This window comes from Acetobacter orientalis, from assembly GCF_000963965.1.
GTDB classification, from domain to species: Bacteria; Pseudomonadota; Alphaproteobacteria; order Acetobacterales; family Acetobacteraceae; genus Acetobacter; species Acetobacter orientalis.
Genome location: NZ_BAMX01000002.1, coordinates 74,067 through 92,933, shown reverse-complemented (window position 1 = coordinate 92,933; position 18,867 = coordinate 74,067). Strand labels below are relative to the sequence as shown.

The window sequence follows — 18,867 nt, the reverse complement described above, 5'->3', positions numbered from 1 at the left end:
CCACTATGTCGCTTGTGTGCCGAATGACGTCGTGACTGTGCCAGCCCCTTACGGCGCAATGCCGAGGGTAGCGTTTTCAGGGATGCCCTTGTCATTCTTACGAGCATCGACTTCACGCTGGTATGTATCGTTGGCACGCTTGATGATGAACTGACGGATGCTTTCGATTTCGTCAGGCTTCATGCTGGTGTCAAAGCGATCCATGCCGTAGGCCGTCAGCGCACCGCGACCCACTACGTTATAGAACGCGTCTTGGTGGCGGATAGAGCCAGACCAGCGCAGGTCTGGCAGCACGCCAGCGCCTTCTGCGTTGTCGCCGTGGCAGGCAGCGCAATAGGTCTGGAACAAGAAATAGCCGTTATCGGTTACTTTCGTGTCGTACTGTGCTGGGGGTTTTACAGGCAGGAAGCCTTTGTCGTTCTGCGGAGGCAGTTCGGCTTTCCCATCAAGCGAGAAGGCAACAACGCGGGAGTGGTTGACTGTCCAGCCAGATGTACGGGCCAGACCACCCAAGAAGAACGGATAAATACCGCCCCAACCCACTTCTACAGCCACATACTGTTTGCCGTGCGCTTTATAGGTAATGGGCGGTGCAATAATGCCGCTCTGCGCATCAAAGTGGTACAGGTCTGCACCATTTGTGGCGTCATAGGCATGGAATTCCCCATTGGCCAGACCTTGGAAGAGGAGGTCGCCGCCGGTTGCCAGAATACCACCGTTCCAGGGGCCTTTGTGGTCAACAGTCCACGCAGCTTTTTGTGTCTTGGGGTCCCAAGCCACGATCCAGCCTTTAAGGTCTTTCATGAAAGCAGTGCGGGCTTCTGGGGTGTCAGGCAAGCCAGCCTTGTTCATGTCCAGACCAAGGTTCCAAGAATCTGGGTGGGCTTTAAAGCCACCAACCTGATTTTTATACAGGAAGGGCACCTGCTGGGCCGGAATGTAAACCAGACCGGTTTTGGGGCTGTAAGCCATGGCAGCAAAGTTATGGCCACCAAGGTCACCCGGAATGCCGTACCATTCTTTACCGTTCAGTGTGTAAAGAGCGTCTGGGTTGTAAATTGGGCGGCCGGTTACGGGGTCAAGACCCTGTGCCCAGTTCTGGTACACGTAGTTTTTGCCAGACAGGAATTCACCCGTTTTGGCGTCCAGAATGTAGAAGAAACCATTTTTAGGCGCATGCACAATCACGCGGCGGGTTTCGCCATTGATTGGCATATCCAGCGTCATGATCTGCTGAACCGATGTGTAGTCCCACTGGTCCATTGGGGTTTCTTGGAAGTGCCACACATATTCGCCGGTTTCCGGCTTAACGGCTACAATGCTACCAAGGAAGAGGTTATCGCCAATACCGTCAGAGCGGTATTTGTAGTTCCAGGGTGAACCGTTACCAACTGCAAGGTAAACAAGGTCTGCTACGGGGTCGTAGGCGATAGAATCCCAAACCGTGCCGCCGCCGCCTTGCTGCGTCCATGCGCCGGTGGGGCTCCATGTTTTATAGGCCTTTTTCATCAGCGCTTCGTCTGATGCAGCGTGGTCAGGCTGGTTCTTGTTGTTAGGCACTGTGTAGAAGCGCCATTTCAGGGCGCCTGTTTCTGCATCGTATGCGGAAACAAAGCCACGGGCACCAAATTCAGACCCACCGTTGCCGATAAGCACAAGGCCCTTAACAACGCGTACTGCGCCGTCAACCGTGTAAGAGCGCTGCTGGCCAAGAGAGGCTTCTTTGGGGATAGTGTTCTTTTCCCACACTTTTTTGCCGGTCTTGGCGTCTAGCGCTACAAGGCGGCCATCAAAAGTGCCAAAGAAAACTTTGCCGTTCCAGTAGCCTGCGCCACGGTTTACCGTGTCACAGCAGCCTTTATCAGCAATATTGCCTGGTACGCGGGGGTCGTACTGCCACAGCAGTTTACCGGTTGCTGCGTCCAGCGCTTTCATTTTGGACCAGTTGGTAGTGGCGTACATCACCCCATCAACCACCAAAGGCGTGCCTTCTTGGCCGCGGTTGGTGTCGAGGTCGAAATACCAAGCCAGCTTGAGATTGCCGACGTTGGATTTGTTAATATCTTCCAACGGGCTGTAGCGCTGTTCGGTATAGGTACGGCCGTAGCTCATCCAGTTTTCTGGGTGGTCGTCAGCGTGAATGATCGCTTGCCCGGTATCACCCAGCCCATCAGCATGGGCGGGGAGAGCTGCCAAAGGCAGGAAGGCAGAGCAAATCGTTCCAGCCGCGAGAATTCCTAGCAGCGAACGTCTCTTGGTGGAGGCGGGGCGGGTCATGGGTTAGTGTCCTCGACTGGTATTAAGGTGAGGAAAAAAGACAATAAAAGCCGGAGTAGCCGGTTTAGGAAATACTCAGCCAACGCGCCCTGCGCCTGTCAATCACGCCTAGGGAATGGCTGCCTCCATACTTGTCGCGTTTTTGAGACAGCTTGCGCATAGGTAAGGGGCATGTTGCGGCCTAATGGGGGCAAATATGCCTGTCCGTTACCAGTGTTATAACAATTATGATATTGGTAAAGAATACTCCGTGAGGAGATAGTCTGTTTCAGGTATAAAAAAAGTTGTTTCAGAATTTTTCCAAGTTCTGAAAAGGGTAATTTCCGAAATCACTTCGGGTTCGAAAGCTGTAGCTGGGTGCAATTGTAGCCATGCGCTTACATCGTCTGGGGCGACTGTCGTGATGGTGGCAAGTGGCAGCGTAAGTGGTGCGCGAACTTGCGGTTTCTTCACGCCTGCTCGTTTGGCGATCGTTCCTATTTTCACGGAAAGGTGATCCAGCGCGGGTGCCTGAAATTTGAGTTCCAGCGTGATTCGGTCACGGCGCGTGAACACATCAAAACCCACAGGCTCCAGTGTAATGGGGTGTGGGGTGCGTAACGCCATAAGAGCGTGGTCGAGTTCTTCCAGCACAAGGGGGTGTGTTACCTCACCCAAGCTGCACAGTGGCAGCATCAGGTAAGAGTAGGGGTCCCAATCGCTTGTCCAGAACTGGCTCTGTAAGTCTAACAGGGCCACGCGCAGGCTTTCCGAGGGGGTAATGCCGACAACAAGATTCATAAAAAATGCTCTTTTGCCTGAGTTCTGCCAAAATGGGCTGAGATACAAAAAGCCATACCCGCAAGGCGTGACCACCAAGGGCCGTGCCAATAGAAGGAATGGCCATAGAAATACGCCTGACCCTTGACGTAGTGGCAGGGCAGCCACAAGTATTAAGCAAAGCCGGCCATGCCGGACAAGGAGAAGTAATAGTATGTCGTTTGGTCACGACTTTCGTTCCCCCAGTGCCGCTGCTGGCTGGAACACACAGGCTGGTGCCCTAGATGCCGGGCTGCGCGCTTACATGCTGCGCGTCTATAACTGGATGGCGTCTGGCCTTTTGCTTACGGGTATTGTTGCCTATGCGGTGGCGTCTACATCCCTGCGCAACCTGTTTTTCCAGCCCGTTTTAACAGCGGGTGGTGTGGTTGTGCACCCAACCCTGTTGGGTGGTGCCGCCATGATTGCCCCGCTGGCTTTTGTGCTGGTTATGTCTTTTGGGGTTAACCGTTTGTCCCGGCAGGCGGCACAGGGCCTGTTTTGGGTCTTCTGCGCTACCATGGGTGCCAGCCTGTCTAGCATTTTGCTGGTTTATACGGGCGTCTCTGTTGTTAGAGTGTTTCTCATTACCGCCTGTATGTTCGCTGCAACCTCTCTATGGGGTTACACAACCAAGGCTAACCTTGCCAAAATGGGCTCGTTCCTTATGATGGGGCTGTTCGGCCTTATGATTGCAGGGCTTGTGAACATCTTCCTTAAAAGCCCGGCTGTGTATTTTGTTTACAGCGCGGTTGGCGTGTTGGTGTTTACCGGGTTTAGCGCTTTTGATGCCCAGCGTATTCGCGTGACCTACCCGCAATACGCGGCTTACGAAGGCCCAGATGAAGCTGCTAAGCGCAGCGTGTATGACGCGCTTAGCCTTTATCTGAACTTCATTAACCTGTTTCAGTTTCTGCTACAGTTTATGGGTGTTCGTAACTCTAACGACTAAGCCCTGCGGCGCGGCGCGCGTGCCGTAAAAAGGGTTCGGGCAGAGGAGTCTCCGCCCAAAAGAGAAGCCCGGCCTCTGGAGGTCGGGCTTTTTTGTGTGGGCAGCTATGCGATTACAGAAAAGGACTATTTTAGTCTGGAATGCAATAAAAATAAGACTTATACTAGACACGAAGAGGTGAGTAACGGCTTCGTGACTTTCTCAAAACGGTTCCAATCGTATGATAAAAAAGAACATTTTTCGTATTTTAGGGCCTGTCTGTAATATTTTGAAATAAATTGTGAAGCCTTGTCGGTCTTCAAAATCAGCGAAATAACACAAGGACGAACCATTCCTTTGGGAAGAGCCTCTGTGTGGTGAAGAGCTGCTGTCACTTTTCTAACATTGAGAATCTGCTCTTTAGGAATAAAGTAGCGGCCAAGGCGTTGCTGCCGCCTGTGGAGCTGAAGCATTGTTCCGGCATGAAAAGCTGCCCCCGTTTAAGGGTGAAGCGTTTTGCGCCGGTCAAATGGTGTTTGGGCTGCATGGGCGGATGGAACGTGGTTTCTTGCTGTTATCCGGCTTCTATGGCAGCAGGAGCAAAGAGTCTTTGTGAGGCTAAGTTGATGTCAGAACCAAGAGGCGTGCGATGAAAAACAAGTTACTGGCGAGAATGGCGCGATTGGGTGGCCTATCGTCAGCGTTGCTGCTTGCCGGGTGCGAATTAGATGTTCTGGACCCGAAAGGACCGGTTGGGGAGGGGGTTAAATCCCTTATCCTGACCTCTACAATCGCAATGCTGATTGTGGTCGTTCCGACCATCATTCTGTCACTGTATTTTGCTTGGCATTATCGCCAGTCAAACACGAGTGCAGAATACCTTCCCAAATGGTGCCACTCTAACAAGATCGAGCTGATTATCTGGGGCGTTCCTACCCTGATCATCATCTTCCTTGCTGTGATCACCTATCAGACGTGTCATTCTCTTGACCCGTACAAACCCCTGGAAGCCGAAGCCAACACCAAGCCGCTTCATGTTGAAGTTGTGGCTCTGGATTGGAAATGGCTGTTCATCTACCCAGAACAGGGTATTGCAACAGTTAACCAGCTGGCTATTCCAGTTAACACCCCCGTTGATTTCGTAATCACTTCTGATTCCGTGATGAACTCTTTCTTCATCCCGCGTCTTGGTTCCATGATTTACGCAATGGCAGGCATGCAGACCCAGCTTCACCTGCTGGCCAGCGAGCCGGGTGACTACTTGGGTGAATCTGCCAACTACAGTGGCCGTGGCTTCTCAGACATGAAGTTCCACACGCTTGCTGTAAGCGGTGATGAGTTCAATGCCTGGGTTGAAAAGGTAAAATCTTCCTCTGAACAGCTGGATGGCCAGACCTATCCTAAACTTGCTGCTCCGAGCGAAGCTAATCCTGTTGAATATTTTGCTCACGTAGAACCGGGCATGTTCAACACGATTGTTGCCAAGTACAACAACGGCATGGTCATGGACAAACAGACTGGCCAGAAGGTTCAGATGCAGTCTGCGTCCGCGATGTCCGACATGAATATGAAGGAATAGGATCAATGTTAGGGAGACTATCTCTATCGGCCATCCCGTTTGATGTGCCAATTCTCGTCGGCACATTCGCTGGCGTTGCTATTATCGGCGTCGCGGTTCTCGGCCTGATTACCTACTTCGGCAAGTGGGGCTACCTCTGGAAAGAGTGGTTTACCTCTGTCGACCATAAGCGCCTTGCCGTAATGTATATCATTCTGGCTCTGGTTGCTCTGTTCCGTGGCTTTGCTGACGCTATCATGATGCGTACCCAGCTAGCCTTGGCCTACGCGGGTAACCCCGGTTATCTGCCACCACACCATTATGACCAGATCTTCTCCGCTCACGGGACGATCATGATCTTCTTCCTGGCCATGGCGTTCATGACCGGTCTGTTCAACTTCGTTGTGCCGCTGCAAATCGGTGCCCGCGACGTTGCTTTCCCGTTCCTGAACAACCTAAGCTTCTGGATGACCGCTATTGCGTTTATTCTGGTGAACGTTTCTCTGTTCATCGGTGAGTTCTCGCAGTGCGGCTGGCTGGCTTACCCACCGCTGTCTGAATCTCAGTTCAGTCCTGGCGTTGGTGTAGACTACTACATCTGGGCTATTCAGCTCTCTGGTGTTGGTACGCTGCTGACCGGTGTGAACTTCTTTGTGACCATCGTGAAAATGCGCGCTCCGGGCATGACCTGGATGAAAATGCCAGTATTCACCTGGACAGCTTTCTGTTCTTCCATCCTGATCATGGTCTCCTTCCCCGTGCTGACAGTTGCTGTTGCACTGCTGGGTCTGGACCGTTACTTCGGCATGCACTTCTTCACCAATGACGGTGGCGGTAATCAGATGATGTACCTCAACCTGATCTGGGCTTGGGGCCATCCTGAAGTTTATATTCTTGTTATCCCTGCTTTCGGTGTGTTCTCTGAAGTTGTTCCGGCATTCTCTCAGAAGCCACTGTTCGGCTACGGCACCATGGTTTACGCAACCTGCGCTATCATGGTTCTGTCCTTCCTTGTTTGGGTGCATCACTTCTTCACAATGGGCGCTGGCCCAGACGTGAATGCGTTCTTCGGCATTGCAACCATGGTGATTTCTATCCCCACGGGTGTGAAGCTGTTTAACTGGATGTTTACCATGTATAAGGGCCGCATTCAGTACCATGCTTGCATGTACTGGGTTATTGGCTTCATGGTGACCTTCACCATCGGTGGTATGACCGGTGTGATGATGGCAATTCCAGGTGCTGACTTCGTTCTGCACAACTCCCTGTTCCTGATTGCTCACTTCCATAACGTGATTATCGGTGGCGTGTACTTCGGTTACATCGCTGGTATGAACTTCTGGTTCCCCAAAGTTATGGGCTTCAAAATGAACGAAAGCTGGGGCATTCGTGCTTTCTGGTTCTGGTTCATTGGCTTCTACTTTGCGTTCGTTCCGCTGTACGTTGTTGGTTTCCAGGGCATGACCCGTCGTCTGAACCACTACGACAACCCAGCTTGGCACCCCTGGCTGCTGGTTGCTGAAGTTGGCGCAGTGCTGATCCTGCTTGGTATCGTTTGCCAGCTGACCCAGCTTTACGTCACCATTCGTGACCGTAACCTGCCAGAAAATCAGGACGTAACGGGCGATCCATGGAATGGCCGTTCTCTGGAATGGTCTACCTCTTCTCCTCCCCCTCCGTACAACTTTGCTATCGTTCCGCACGTGCACGAGCTTGATGCTTTCATGCACGACAAGGAAAACGGCATTGATACCCGCCACGCTGGTGGCCCTTACGAAGCAATCCATATGCCTAAAAACACGGCTGCTGGTATTCTCGTGGGTGGTTTCAGTCTGGTGTTCGGTTTCGCTGCTGTTTGGTACATTTGGTGGCTTGCAGCAATCGGTCTTATTGGTGTGATCGGGACAGTTATTGCCCGTAGCGCTAACAAAGATATCGATTACTACATCCCTGCTGATGAAGTTGCCCGGATCGAGAACGAGCATTCCCGTAAACTGATGGCACAGGCAGCTGAATAATGGCGCACGATACAACTGTTCACGCAGGCCACGACGAGCATCACCACGAATCTCCGGTGGTGTTCGGGTTCTGGGTCTACTTGATGACGGACTGCATTATCTTTGGCTCGCTGTTTGCCACGTTTGCAGTTCTCCGCAACCAGTTTAACGGTGGCCCTTCCGGCCACCAACTGTTCGAAATTAGCGGTCTGGGCATTGAAACTGCCCTGCTGCTTATTTCTTCCATTACTTATGGGTTTGGCATGATTGCTGCTCATAAGAATGAGATCAGCAAAGTCATTGGGTGGCTTGCTCTTACCTTCCTGCTTGGCCTTGGCTTTGTGGGTCTGGAAGTGAACGAGTTCGCCCACATGATCCATGAAGGTGCAGGGCCGGATCGCAGCGCGTTCCTGTCTGCCTTCTTCACACTGGTAGGCACCCACGGTCTGCACGTGACCTGTGGTCTGATCTGGATTGTGACCTTGATCGTTCAGCTCATGGGCACAACCACGATCCCAGAACGTATGATGAATAAGCTCACCTGCTTGAGCCTGTTCTGGCACTTTCTGGACATCGTCTGGATCTGCGTCTTCACCTATGTCTATCTGGCGAGCATGATCTGATGAGTGACATTCATACATCCTCCTCCGGTGAGAGCCACGGTAGCGTTACTTCCTACGTTATTGGTTTTGTTCTCGCTGTTATCCTGACGGTTCTGGCTTTTGCAGTTGTTGCAACGCATAGCCTGTCTCCTTCAGGTACGATTCTGGCTCTGTCTGTTCTGGCTCTTGTTCAGGTTCTGGTGCACTTGCACTACTTCCTGCATATGGGCGGTGGTTCTGAGCAGCGTTGGAACAACATGTGCTTTGTGTTCACAGTGGGCTTTGTTGCCATTTTCATCATTGGCACGCTGTTCGTTATGAACAACACGGCAATCCATATGATGTCTCGCTAATTTAGCGCAGATATTCGGCCAGCCTTCGGGTTGGCCGATGGATACAAAAAGCCCTGAGGGAAACCTCAGGGCTTTTTTGTTTATATGCTCAGCGTTGGTGCAAGCCTTGGCGCAACCTTAGTGGGTAAAGCTGGCTGCATACAAAAATGGCGCGGCTACCATGGGGGCAGACGCGCCATAAAGCAGGCTTTTATACCAGTGCGGCTAGGTACGCCGCTTACCAGTTAAGCTTTGTGTGGTTCAGGAGAGAGCAGGCCAGCTTTGTCGGGCTTGTCTTTCCAGTCTTCTGCATCAGCCGGTGGGGTGCCTTTGCGGGTTATGTTCGGCCATTTGCTGGCGTAGGAAGCGTTGAGTTCTGCCCATGCCGTTGCACGATCATCGCTATCAGGGAAAATTGCTTCAGCGGGGCATTCTGGCTCACACACGCCACAGTCAATGCATTCATCCGGATTGATGACCAGGAAGTTTTCACCGGCATAGAAGCAGTCAACAGGGCAGACTTCCACACAGTCCATGAATTTGCAGCGGATGCAGTTTTCAGTGACCACGTAGGTCATTGCCATCTCCGAAATTATCTGACGGCCTGAACATGGTCTGGCCGCATGGGGGGTCAAATGGTACGGCGTGTTGAGGCCGCACCACCAAGGATGGCGCATGGTATGGGGGCGTTTTAGGCCAATGGCAACCCGCCTCTACCATCTATCGCCCTTTCCTGTTGTGCGGGGCTACCTTTTTCGGCGTTTTTGCAACACTGCCAGTGCAGCAAAGGGGCTGTCTGGGTGTGTGCTGGGCCGCCGGGCTGTATGGGGGCGTTTGGTGGGTTTCTTGTTAGAAAAACCCTGTTTTACAGGCCGCAAGAGCAAAGGCGCTGGCGGGCCATAAAGCTGCTTATCTGGTGGTGGGGGCAGTTGCAGGCGTATAGACAGCCCTTGCAAAATAGCGGGCAGGCTTGCGCTGGTCGCCCCAAGGCGGCTTGCCAGCCCTTGGGGTAAAGGGGCTGCTTGTGTTTGGGCAAGGCGGCCAAGGGTGTGGCGGGTGTCTTCTGCTATGTCGAGTCGGAGCCAGAGCGGCCCGGCTTTAACCCAGCCAATGCGGGCTAAAAGAGAGGCCTCTTGCTCAGAGACTATGTGGGTCGTTTCAGGTTTAAAAGAGACCGCCCCGGCTCGTGGTAAAGCTGGGGCTTTGCTTTGTGTATGCACGGCCAGTAGCAGGCTACGCAGGGCCATGGGTTTTGGGCGCAGCAGTGCAGGGCAAAAAAACTGTGTGGGGCCAGAAACAATGCCGTGCTTGCGTAAAAAGGCCGCGTTGCGGGGTGTTAAATAATCTGGCGCGGGTAGGGGCATAACCCCCCCTTGCTCTAGTAGGCCGTGCATGAGGCCCCGTAACACAGGTACGCTTGCAACCTGTTCGGCCGCTTTAAAAAGCGGTGCCAGAGTGTGGTGAATAGTTTGGTGCACAAACTCGGTAAGGCGCAGGCGTATGCGCTCACGGTGGGCAGCATCGAGAAATTCGGCGGTGCTTACATGCACGGCTGGTTTCAGCAGGTCATCGCTTTTTTGTAGGTGGCCAATGGGGTCGTTGTGCCACAGCAGGGTGCCGGTGCTTGTGTCTAGGGTTAGGGTCTCAAACGGGTCGTGCAGAAATTGCGTGACCCGCCGTGGTATTTCGCTACGGGCCGCGCGGCGGGCTGCACGCAACAGCAGGGGTTGGTCAGACTGTGTAGCGTCTGGGTCTGGCAGAAACGCAAAACCGTGCATGTGGCCAACTGGGTGGCCTTCAACACTCACCTCACCTGTGCGGGTAATGGCAGAGAGGAGGGGCTTGCTGTCGGCCTCTTCTAACCTGCGGGCCAGACTGGTTGCGCGTTTATCGACAAAACGGGCCGCAAGGCGGTCGTGCAGCACGTCAGAGAGGGTATCTTCAACTGTGCGGGTGCGGCTGCGCCATTGCTCGGGGTTTTCTACCCAGTCTGCCCGGTTGGCCACGTAGGCCCAAAGCCTAACCCCCATGAGCCGCTGCATGAGGGTATCAATATCCCCTTCTGTTCGTTCAAGGTTAACCAGCCGGGTTTCTAGCCAACTGGAGGGGAGGTGGCCTTTGCGGGCCAGTGTTACAAAAATTTGGGCGCATTGGCGAATATGACTGTCTTCACCCAGTTTGCGAAAATCAGGTATTTGGCACACCTCCCACAACAAGCGGGTAGCCTGTGGGGTTGTGCATAGGGCCTGTATGCTGCTTTCGCGCATAAGGGCGGTAAGGGCTAACAGGTCTGATGACGGGTCTGCCCCCCACAAGCCGGGTGCCGGTGTTTTGCGGCATAGGCTGGCATGCAGAGCCGACAGAGAGCTGTAATCAAGCGTGCTATTGCGCCAATAGACATGGTGCAAGGCTTCAAACTGGTGGTTTTCGACTGCCTCCACCACGTTGTCGGTTAAAGGGGTGCAGTCTCCCGTGGTGCCAAACGTACCATCGAGTGTGCCGCGGCCTGCGCGGCCTGCAATTTGGGCTATTTCAGCCGGGGTTAAACCCCGCCTACGCGTGCCATCAAATTTAGACAAACCCGCAAAGGCAACATGGTGAATATCCATGTTAAGCCCCATGCCAATGGCATCGGTGGCTACCAGGTAATCGACCTCTCGGTTTTGGTAGAGTGCAACCTGCGCATTGCGTGTGCGCGGTGAAAGCTGGCCCATAACAACCGCACAGCCCCCACGGCGGCGGCGTATGAGCTCGGCAATGGCGTACACATCTCCGGCAGAGAACGCGACAATGGCTGTGCGTGCGGGCAGGCGGCTTAGGCGTGTATAGCCGGTGTGCACAAGGTTAGAGAGGCGGGGCCGTGTTTCAATTTCTACGCCGGGCACAAGGGTACGGAGCAGCGGGGCAATCGTTTCTGCCCCTAAAAACAGGGTTTCTGCCATGCCGCGTGCATTCAGCAGGCGGTCGGTAAAAATATGGCCGCGCTCAGGGTCTGCACAAAGTTGAATTTCATCAACGGCTACAAAATCTACAGCTCGTTCTATGGGCATGGCTTCCACCGTGCAGGAAAACCACCGTGCACCGGGGGGAATAATTTTTTCCTCCCCCGTAATAAGGGCTACGGCCCGTACCCCTTTGAGCTTAACCATACGCTCATAATTTTCGCGGGCTAAAAGCCTGAGCGGAAACCCCATAACGCCGGAACTGTGCGCCAGCATGCGCTCTAGGGCCAGATGGGTTTTGCCGGTATTGGTGGGGCCAAGAATGGCGCGTACCGGGGTGTCTGGCTCAAAATTTGTGGCACGCAGGCGGTTAGCCGGGCGGCGGGGGGTATCCATCATGGCGCTATGGTCAGCCGGGTTGCGCGTAAAAGCAAGCGGTTGATGTTAGGGGCATTGCATCACGCAGGCAGGAGGCGCAGTTTTGCAAGCGGGAGGAACCACATATGCCTGTTCACGTCACAGACTGCCTAACCGTACTGCGCCGCCAAAAAGACGCCTGTTTGGTGCATGCCTTGCGTGAGGAGGCATTAGACCAACTGCCTACCCTTGTGGGGCCAGCAGGTGCTGCCTTTGTGTTGGCTGCGGGGTTTAAAGCCAGCCCCGGCCAGTTTGTTCTGGTGCCAGATGCCAAGGGTAAACCTGTTGCGTTGTTTGGTCTTGCCCCACAGGGTGTACGAGACCCTTACCAGTTTGGAGCTTTGGCCCGCAGGCTACCTGCTGGCAATTGGCAGGTTAAAACCCCCGCAGATACTGCGCGGCAAGATGTAGTGCTTGGCTTTTGCTTGGGGGCTTATACTTTTGCCCTCAAAAGTGGGGCAGGTGTAGGGCAGCCTGATGCACCACGTCTGGTTGTGACAGAAACCGAAAAGAAAAGCAGAGCCGTAGAAACAGCAATCTCGCTGTGGTTGGCGCGTGACCTTATTAACATGCCTGCCAACCTGTTGGGGCCAAGCGAGCTGGCCCACGCGGCACGTGAGGCCCTAACCCCTTTTGGGGCAGAGGTAACGGTTATTAAAGGCAAAGCGTTGGACAAAGCCTACCCCTTGCTTGCGCATGTGGGTAATGGCTCGGAGCGGGGGCCGCGCGTGGTTGTGGCCCGCTGGCGCAGTAGCAAGGCCAGTAAAAAGGCCCCTGTTATTTCGTTAGTGGGTAAAGGCGTGTGCTTTGATTCGGGTGGTTACGACATCAAGCCATCAGGCGGCATGCTCCGCATGAAAAAAGACATGGGTGGCGCGGCTTCTGTGCTGGCGTTGGCCCGTTTGATTATGGCGCAAAACCTGCCGGTACAGCTTGAGCTACGCCTTGGCTGTGTTGAAAACAGTGTTTCTGGCCACGCCATGCGCCCACTTGATGTGGTGACAAGCCGTGCCGGGCTGACCGTGGAAATTGGCAATACCGATGCCGAAGGGCGTTTGGTGTTGTGCGACCTGTTGGCAGAAGCAGGCGAAAGTAACCCAGACCTTTTGCTAGACATGGCAACCCTAACAGGTGCTGCCCGCGTAGCCTTGGGGCCAGACCTGCCTGCCCTATTTTGTAACGACAATACTTTGGCGCAAACGCTTATTGAAGTAAGTGAGGCCGAGGCAGACCCACTTTGGCGGTTACCATTATGGCAAGGTTACGCTGGTTGGTTGCGGAGTCCTGTTGCAGACCTCAACAATATTTCGTCTAGACCTATGGCGGGTGCAGTAACAGCCGGACTGTTTCTTGAGCGTTTTGTAAAGGCAGGCCAGCAGTGGGCGCATATCGACACCTATGGCTGGAATGATTCCAGCCGACCCGGCAAGCCAGAAGGTGGGGATTCTCCGGGGGTTAGAGCAATTTTTGCCACGCTCGAAAAACTGTTTGGCTCGCAGAACGGAGCGGTGTCGTAAAGAAAAAGTAAAATACATGGAACTATTTTGTTGTTACAGGATTTAAATATCAGCTTTGGCGCTTATATAAGCCCTACAAGCATGCCGTAAACGGCACCCACACGACCGATGCCGCGCCTTGCGGGGCTGCCATCGGCATCAGAAGAGTAAGGACAAAACGCGATGGCACATGCTACAGCCCCCGCAGAAGAACTGGTTAAAACCCTACGCGACACCGTAGTGGCCTTGGTACGGGGCGATGGGCCAGACCTGTCTGCCCGCCAACTTGCCGTGTTTCTAACCTGCTACCTCGATGAAAGCGGCCACACGGTGCGCGGCTTGGCCTCTAGCTTAAACGTCTCTAAGCCTGCCATTACCCGTGCGCTTGACCGTTTGGGTGAGCTTGATCTGGCACGCCGTAAGGTTGACCCGCTTGACCGCCGCTCTGTGCTGGTACAGCGCACACCCAAAGGGGCATCTTACCTTAAAGAAATTCGCGCCATTATGGGCTCTGCCGCCGATGATGAAGCGAAAAAAGCAACATTGGCTGAAAAGAAAGACCAGCCAGTACGCCGCCTGCGCCGTGTTGCCGCAGCCTAAGACGGCTGTTTTTAGCGGTACATGACCGCCGCCTGACCAAAAAATAAACCGGCGTAAGCTTGTTTTGCTTTGGTCAGGCAACTTTTTACCAAAGCCAGACGTTCTTTCCGGCAGTGATTATGTGCAGTTCTTTCGGTGCCTACACCGGTTTTACTACGCATAAGATACAAGCCATAGAAAAAGAAGGAACGGTTACATGCGCTTGACTTCTGTTGCCGCTGCTGCGGCCCTTACCTTTGCAACGGCTTCTCTGGCTCCGGCCGCTTACGCCGAAGATGCTTTGGGCAAACCCACAGGCACCATTACCCTTACTGCTAAATCAGCCGATGTTGGGTTGGGCTATACATGGGGCGATGCCACCGTAAGGTTTGGTGGCCACACTTACAAATATAACATTACGGGCGGTAATATTGCTGCTGTTGGGTTCTCAAAAATTGAGGGCAAAGGCACAATTTATAACCTGCACCGCGCAGAAGATTTTGCTGGCACTTATGGTGCGCTGCATGGCGAGGCCACGCTGGGTAATGGCCTTGGCGGTGCCGTGCTTGAAAACAAAAACGGTGTGCGTATTAAAATTGAAACCGCAACCAAAGGTGCTCGCCTTGCCAGCTCTGCACAGGGCCTTACGTTTGAACTTAAAAAATAAGCCTGTTCTGGCTGCCTAACAGAGCCTGCCGCTTACCACGGGCCTACAGGGTGGCGGCGTGTTCTGATTACAGCCAAAGCCAGCCAGCCAAGCTGTGGCGCTACCAATAAGGGTAGCGCCAAGCACGCACCCACTATGGCGGGTTGAGCGGCCACATAAATGGCGACAAACCCGCCCCATAAAACAAACCCACATTCACACAGCGTTATTAAAACCGGGTTCATGCCACTGCGGTGTAAAACTTGGTAAATATGGCCACGGTGGGCCTGCGTGAGGGGTTGGCCAGCAACCATACGGCGGGCCAACGTAAACAACACATCAAAAATAAGCGGAAAAAGAAGGGCCGGGCCGAGCACCCAACCAGAGGGCTGTATGGTGTGGCGTGTCATATACAACGCCGCTGTGCCCGCAAGCAGCCCGCACCCCTGGCTGCCGACATCGCCTAAAAAAATGCGCGCTTTAGGAAAGTTAAAGGGCAAAAAGCCACACAAGCAGCCTGCCAGCATAAGGGCGGGCCAAACAAGGTCTGGTAGGCCAAAATAGGCCCCCGTTGCGGCCACAAATAGGTTGCCGACAATGAGGCAGCCAGAAATAAGGCCGTTTAGCCCATCCATAAAATTGACGGCGTTGGTAATAAACACCAGCCAAAAAAGCGAAAGCCCCAAGCCATAAGTGTGTGTGGGCCATGCGGTAGCCGTACCCCCCGCAATAACCAGAGCCGCCGCTGCACATTGCGCAACCAGTTTAATAGACGGTGGCCACTGGTACAGGTCATCGGCCCAAGACACGCAGGCCAGCAGGGCTGTGGCTACGGCTGTTAAAATAACATCGGCCTGCAAAACGCTATGGCCTGTAATGTCCTGCACGAGGGGAAAAAACAGAAAAAAAGACGCCATGACTCCAACCCCGCCGCCTTTTGGCACGGGTGTTTCGTGGGCGCTACGGTGGCCGGGGTGGTCAAGCACGGCCAAGTTAATCATAACGCGCACAAGGCCTGCCGCAAAAAAAGTTGCGCAAAGCAGGCAGAAAATGGCCAGAATGGGGTCAGAAAGAAGTATGGGCATATAATCGCCGTAATGTGCAGCTTCTAGTATGGCAAGTGCTAGGCTATAGGTGCAAGGTAATGGTATCGCAACGCTCAGAGCCTTTGCATCGTAGCCCTAAACTGCGTCCGCTCAACAGAATTCTTGTCAACGTTTTGTTGGATGGCCTTTTGGCGGCTGTTGCTGCACCCGTGGCGCGGTGGCTGGCAGCCCCGCAAGACGGCCTTTTACACCCCCTCTGGTTTTTGGTGGGGGGGGCGGTAACGCTCGTGGTAAGCGGTGTGCCGTTTCGTATGCCCCAACAATATTGGCGCTTTTCGGGTATTTCAGACCTTATCAGCATTGCGGGTGCGTCTATCGCCAGTTCGGCTCTGTTTTCTCTTATTCTCTGTCTGTTTGGCTTTCCGCTTCCTAGCACCACGTTTCCGCTTATTTATGCTTTGGTGTTGCTGGTGTTGTTGGGGGGCTTGCGTATTTGCTACCGCCTTGCTTACCGGCAGGCCCTGCGAAAAGCAGGCCAGCACAAAATTGTGCTGATTGGTGTAGACACCGTAGCAGACCTGTATTTGCGGGCCATTGAGCGTAACCCGGCGGCAGATATTCGGGTAACAGGGCTTATTGCTTTAGGCACCAACCAAACCGGGCGGCGTATTCATAACGTGCCTATTTTGGGCCATGTGGAAGAAATAGAAGATATTTTGGCCCGCTTGGCCCGGGCACAATGCCTGCCGCAGTCTTTGGTTATTACCGAGCCCACCTTTAGGGGGGTAGGCCTTACGCAAGTGCTTAATGCGGCGGCACTGCATAGTATAGCGGTGCTCCGTACCCCAGCCTTAACAGACCTAACCCCAGCAGAGCGGGTTGAACTGCGCCCCATACCGCTAGAAGACCTGTTAAACCGCCCACAAGTGCCGCTTGATAAAGCAGGCATGGAGCGGTTGATTAAAGGCCGCACGGTACTGGTAACAGGGGCCGGGGGCAGTATTGGCTCAGAACTGGTGCGCCAGATTGCCTTGCTTGCTCCTGAGCGGTTGATATTGCTTGACCACGGTGAGTTTGAACTGTGGCAAATTGAGACAGAACTGGCCCACCTTGCCCCACACGTAACCCGTGTTGGTTTGGTAGCTGATGTGCGCGATGAAGCCCGCATTGAAGGTATTATGGCCACTTACCAGCCTGCGCTGGTGTTTCATGCCGCAGCCCTTAAGCATGTCCCTATTGTTGAGGCCAACCCGGCTGAAGGGATACTCACCAATATACATGGCACCCGCGTAGTGGCCGATGCGGCAACCCGGCATGGCGCACAAGCCATGGTGGTGATCTCGACCGATAAAGCCGTAAACCCGTCTAGCCTTATGGGGGCGGCCAAGCGTGCGGCAGAAATGTATTGCCAAGCGCTCGATATTCAGGCCCGCACTTTGGGCAACCCTAAGGCCATGCGGTGCATTACTGTGCGGTTTGGTAATGTGTTGGGGTCAACTGGTTCTGTTGTGCCGCTGTTTAAACGCCAGCTTGAGCGCGGCGGGCCGCTTACGGTAACGCACCCAGACATGCGCCGGTATTTTATGACCGTAACAGAAGCTGTCGGGCTGGTGTTGCAGGCTAGTGTACGGGGCACAAACGGCGTGTGCGATTCCAGCACAGATGCTCTCTTGCGTGATGGCGGCATTTTTGTGCTGGATATGGGCGCACCCGTTAAAATTGTTGATCTCGCCAAACAAATGATCCGCCTTGCTGGGCTACGCCCTAAAACGGATGTGGCAATTCAATTTACCGGCCTGCGCCCCGGTGAAAAACTCTACGAAGAGTTGTTCCATGGGCGCGAGGCCCCTGTACCCACAGACAACCCCGGTTTGCTGATGGCAACGCCCCGCGTGGTGAACCTTGATGAGGTGACACTGGCAGTAAACCAGATGACCAGCTTTGCGCGCAAAGGTGATGTGAAGGCTGCCTTGCACGTTTTGGCGTTGCTGGTTCCCGAATTCAATCATAACCCCAATGGTGAGATACGCTCTGGCCCCTCATAGGCTATACTCTCGCCTTTAAAGAACTCTGGCGGCACGGAACAGGTGGCTACATGACCGATACAGCAGACAAACCCATTGCCTTTCTAGACCTTGCCGCGCAGCAAAAGCGCCTTGGTGCAGGCCTGCGCCAGCGTGTAGATGCCGTATTTGAGCATTGCCGCTTTGTTATGGGGCCAGAAGTGTTTGAGCTTGAGGCCAAACTGGCTGAATGGTGTGGCGCTAAAGAGTGTGTTGGGGTTTCCTCGGGCACAGATGCGCTGCAAATTGTTATGATGGCTGAAAATATTGGCCGGGGTGATGCTGTTTTTCTCCCAGCCTTTACCTATACCGCCACCGCCGAGGTGCCGTTGGTGTTAGGGGCCACCCCCGTTTTTGTTGATGTAGACCCCAACACCTTTCAGATAGACCCAACCCACCTTAAAGCCCGTATTCAGGCCGTGCGTGCGGCAGGTAAGCTCACCCCGCGTGCTATTGTAGGTGTTGATCTGTTTGGCCAACCCGCACCGTGGCAGGCCCTGCGCACCATAGCGCAGGAAGAAGGCCTGTTTTTGCTGGCAGACTGCGCCCAGTCTTTTGGGGCTAACCTTAATGGCGCACCGTTGGGGCGCGAGGCCACAGCAACCACGCTGTCTTTTTTCCCGTCTAAACCCCTTGGTGGGTATGGAGATGGTGGCGCCATTTTAACAGATGACCCAGAGCGCGCCGACCTGTACCGCTCATTGCGTACACATGGAGAGGGCAAAACCCGCTACCAAGTGTTACGCACGGGCATGAATGGTCGGCTTGATACCCTGCAGGCTGCCGTGCTGCTTGCTAAACTTGAGCATTTTAAAGACGAGCTTGCCCGCCGTGAGGCCATTGCCTGCGCGTATGATGCGGGGTTAAAAGAGAGTGTGCAGGTACCAGCCCGCGTGCCGGGTAGTGAGAGTGCATGGGCCATTTATGCTATTTTGCTAAAAAACTCTGCCGAGCGAGAGGCCTTGCAGGCCCGCTTAAAAGAGCACGGGGTACCCTCGGCTATTTACTACCCGTTGCCTCTACACAAACAACCCGCGTATGAACCACACCATGACGGCGCAGCACTGCCCGTTTCAGAGGATTTGGCAGAGCGTATTCTAGCCCTGCCAATTCACCCTGAACTGACAGAAGCCGAGGTTGCCCGCGTTATTGCAGCCGTACGCGGTTAAGGAGAAAGAAGGGG

Annotated in this window: 17 protein-coding genes; 11 read left to right on the top strand and 6 right to left on the bottom strand. The window is 54.0% G+C overall.

The window, feature by feature from the left end; genetic code table 11:
* Window positions 1-48: 48 nt before the first annotated feature.
* Window positions 49-2,277: a PQQ-dependent dehydrogenase, methanol/ethanol family gene (locus tag Abor_RS00940; protein ID WP_048839958.1), complete on the bottom strand. Its 2,229-nt coding sequence runs from the start codon at window positions 2,275-2,277 to the stop codon at window positions 49-51.
* Between the two features lie 225 nt (window positions 2,278-2,502).
* Window positions 2,503-3,057, bottom strand: a complete 555-nt coding sequence (locus Abor_RS00935; protein WP_048839957.1) for a 2'-5' RNA ligase family protein — start codon at window positions 3,055-3,057, stop codon at window positions 2,503-2,505.
* Between the two features lie 193 nt (window positions 3,058-3,250).
* On the opposite strand from Abor_RS00935, the gene Abor_RS00930 reads away from it, so the two are divergent.
* From Abor_RS00930 to Abor_RS00905, 6 genes are all read left to right on the top strand, one after another.
* Entirely contained in the window at window positions 3,251-4,027 is a 777-nt protein-coding gene (locus tag Abor_RS00930; RefSeq protein ID WP_048839956.1) for a Bax inhibitor-1/YccA family protein, read from the top strand.
* 628 nt (window positions 4,028-4,655) lie between these two features.
* Window positions 4,656-5,585, top strand: coding sequence for a ubiquinol oxidase subunit II (gene cyoA / locus Abor_RS00925; RefSeq protein ID WP_048839955.1), 930 nt, complete (start codon window positions 4,656-4,658; stop codon window positions 5,583-5,585).
* A 5-nt stretch (window positions 5,586-5,590) separates the two neighbouring features.
* Window positions 5,591-7,582 carry a cytochrome o ubiquinol oxidase subunit I gene (gene cyoB / locus Abor_RS00920; protein WP_048839954.1) on the top strand — a complete coding sequence of 664 codons (1,992 nt, stop codon included), beginning with the start codon at window positions 5,591-5,593 and terminating at the stop codon, window positions 7,580-7,582.
* Window positions 7,582-8,184 carry a cytochrome o ubiquinol oxidase subunit III gene (gene cyoC, locus Abor_RS00915; protein ID WP_048839953.1) on the top strand — a complete coding sequence of 201 codons (603 nt, stop codon included), beginning with the start codon at window positions 7,582-7,584 and terminating at the stop codon, window positions 8,182-8,184. The genes cyoB and cyoC overlap by 1 nt, the downstream gene beginning before the upstream one ends.
* Window positions 8,184-8,516, top strand: coding sequence for a cytochrome o ubiquinol oxidase subunit IV (gene cyoD, locus Abor_RS00910; RefSeq protein WP_048839952.1), 333 nt, complete (start codon window positions 8,184-8,186; stop codon window positions 8,514-8,516). Before cyoC ends, cyoD begins: the two co-directional genes overlap by 1 nt.
* An 84-nt stretch (window positions 8,517-8,600) precedes the next feature.
* Window positions 8,601-8,744: a hypothetical protein gene (locus Abor_RS00905; RefSeq protein ID WP_158319709.1), complete on the top strand. Its 144-nt coding sequence runs from the start codon at window positions 8,601-8,603 to the stop codon at window positions 8,742-8,744.
* On the opposite strand, the gene fdxA is transcribed toward Abor_RS00905, so the two are convergent.
* Both fdxA and Abor_RS00895 read right to left on the bottom strand, forming a co-directional pair.
* The gene (fdxA, locus tag Abor_RS00900) at window positions 8,741-9,073 is read right to left on the bottom strand and encodes a ferredoxin FdxA (RefSeq protein WP_048839991.1); all 333 of its coding nucleotides are present in this window, start codon (window positions 9,071-9,073) and stop codon (window positions 8,741-8,743) included. The genes Abor_RS00905 and fdxA overlap by 4 nt on opposite strands.
* A 168-nt stretch (window positions 9,074-9,241) precedes the next feature.
* Window positions 9,242-11,836 carry a helicase-related protein gene (locus tag Abor_RS00895; RefSeq protein ID WP_048839951.1) on the bottom strand — a complete coding sequence of 865 codons (2,595 nt, stop codon included), beginning with the start codon at window positions 11,834-11,836 and terminating at the stop codon, window positions 9,242-9,244.
* A 104-nt stretch (window positions 11,837-11,940) separates the two neighbouring features.
* Between Abor_RS00895 and Abor_RS00890 the strand changes: the two genes are divergently transcribed.
* The gene (locus Abor_RS00890; RefSeq protein WP_048839950.1) at window positions 11,941-13,371 is read left to right on the top strand and encodes a leucyl aminopeptidase family protein; all 1,431 of its coding nucleotides are present in this window, start codon (window positions 11,941-11,943) and stop codon (window positions 13,369-13,371) included.
* Between the two features lie 162 nt (window positions 13,372-13,533).
* Window positions 13,534-13,950, top strand: coding sequence for a MarR family transcriptional regulator (locus tag Abor_RS00885; protein ID WP_048839949.1), 417 nt, complete (start codon window positions 13,534-13,536; stop codon window positions 13,948-13,950).
* Between the two features lie 11 nt (window positions 13,951-13,961).
* On the opposite strand, the gene Abor_RS00880 is transcribed toward Abor_RS00885, so the two are convergent.
* Window positions 13,962-14,111 (bottom strand): hypothetical protein, encoded by a 150-nt coding sequence (locus Abor_RS00880; RefSeq protein ID WP_158319708.1) that lies wholly within the window; start codon window positions 14,109-14,111, stop codon window positions 13,962-13,964.
* A gap of 35 nt (window positions 14,112-14,146) precedes the next feature.
* Between Abor_RS00880 and Abor_RS00875 the strand changes: the two genes are divergently transcribed.
* Window positions 14,147-14,596 (top strand): hypothetical protein, encoded by a 450-nt coding sequence (locus Abor_RS00875; protein WP_048839948.1) that lies wholly within the window; start codon window positions 14,147-14,149, stop codon window positions 14,594-14,596.
* Between the two features lie 32 nt (window positions 14,597-14,628).
* Here the strand turns inward: Abor_RS00875 and Abor_RS00870 are convergent, their stop codons facing one another.
* Window positions 14,629-15,726, bottom strand: coding sequence for an MraY family glycosyltransferase (locus tag Abor_RS00870; protein WP_048839947.1), 1,098 nt, complete (start codon window positions 15,724-15,726; stop codon window positions 14,629-14,631).
* Between Abor_RS00870 and Abor_RS00865 the strand changes: the two genes are divergently transcribed.
* Together Abor_RS00865 and Abor_RS00860 are read left to right on the top strand one after the other, a co-directional pair.
* Window positions 15,720-17,666 (top strand): polysaccharide biosynthesis protein, encoded by a 1,947-nt coding sequence (locus Abor_RS00865; RefSeq protein WP_048839946.1) that lies wholly within the window; start codon window positions 15,720-15,722, stop codon window positions 17,664-17,666. The two genes, Abor_RS00870 and Abor_RS00865, sit on opposite strands and share 7 nt — an antisense overlap.
* Before the next feature lie 50 nt (window positions 17,667-17,716).
* Window positions 17,717-18,853 carry a DegT/DnrJ/EryC1/StrS family aminotransferase gene (locus tag Abor_RS00860; protein WP_048839945.1) on the top strand — a complete coding sequence of 379 codons (1,137 nt, stop codon included), beginning with the start codon at window positions 17,717-17,719 and terminating at the stop codon, window positions 18,851-18,853.
* Window positions 18,854-18,867 lie beyond the last annotated feature (14 nt).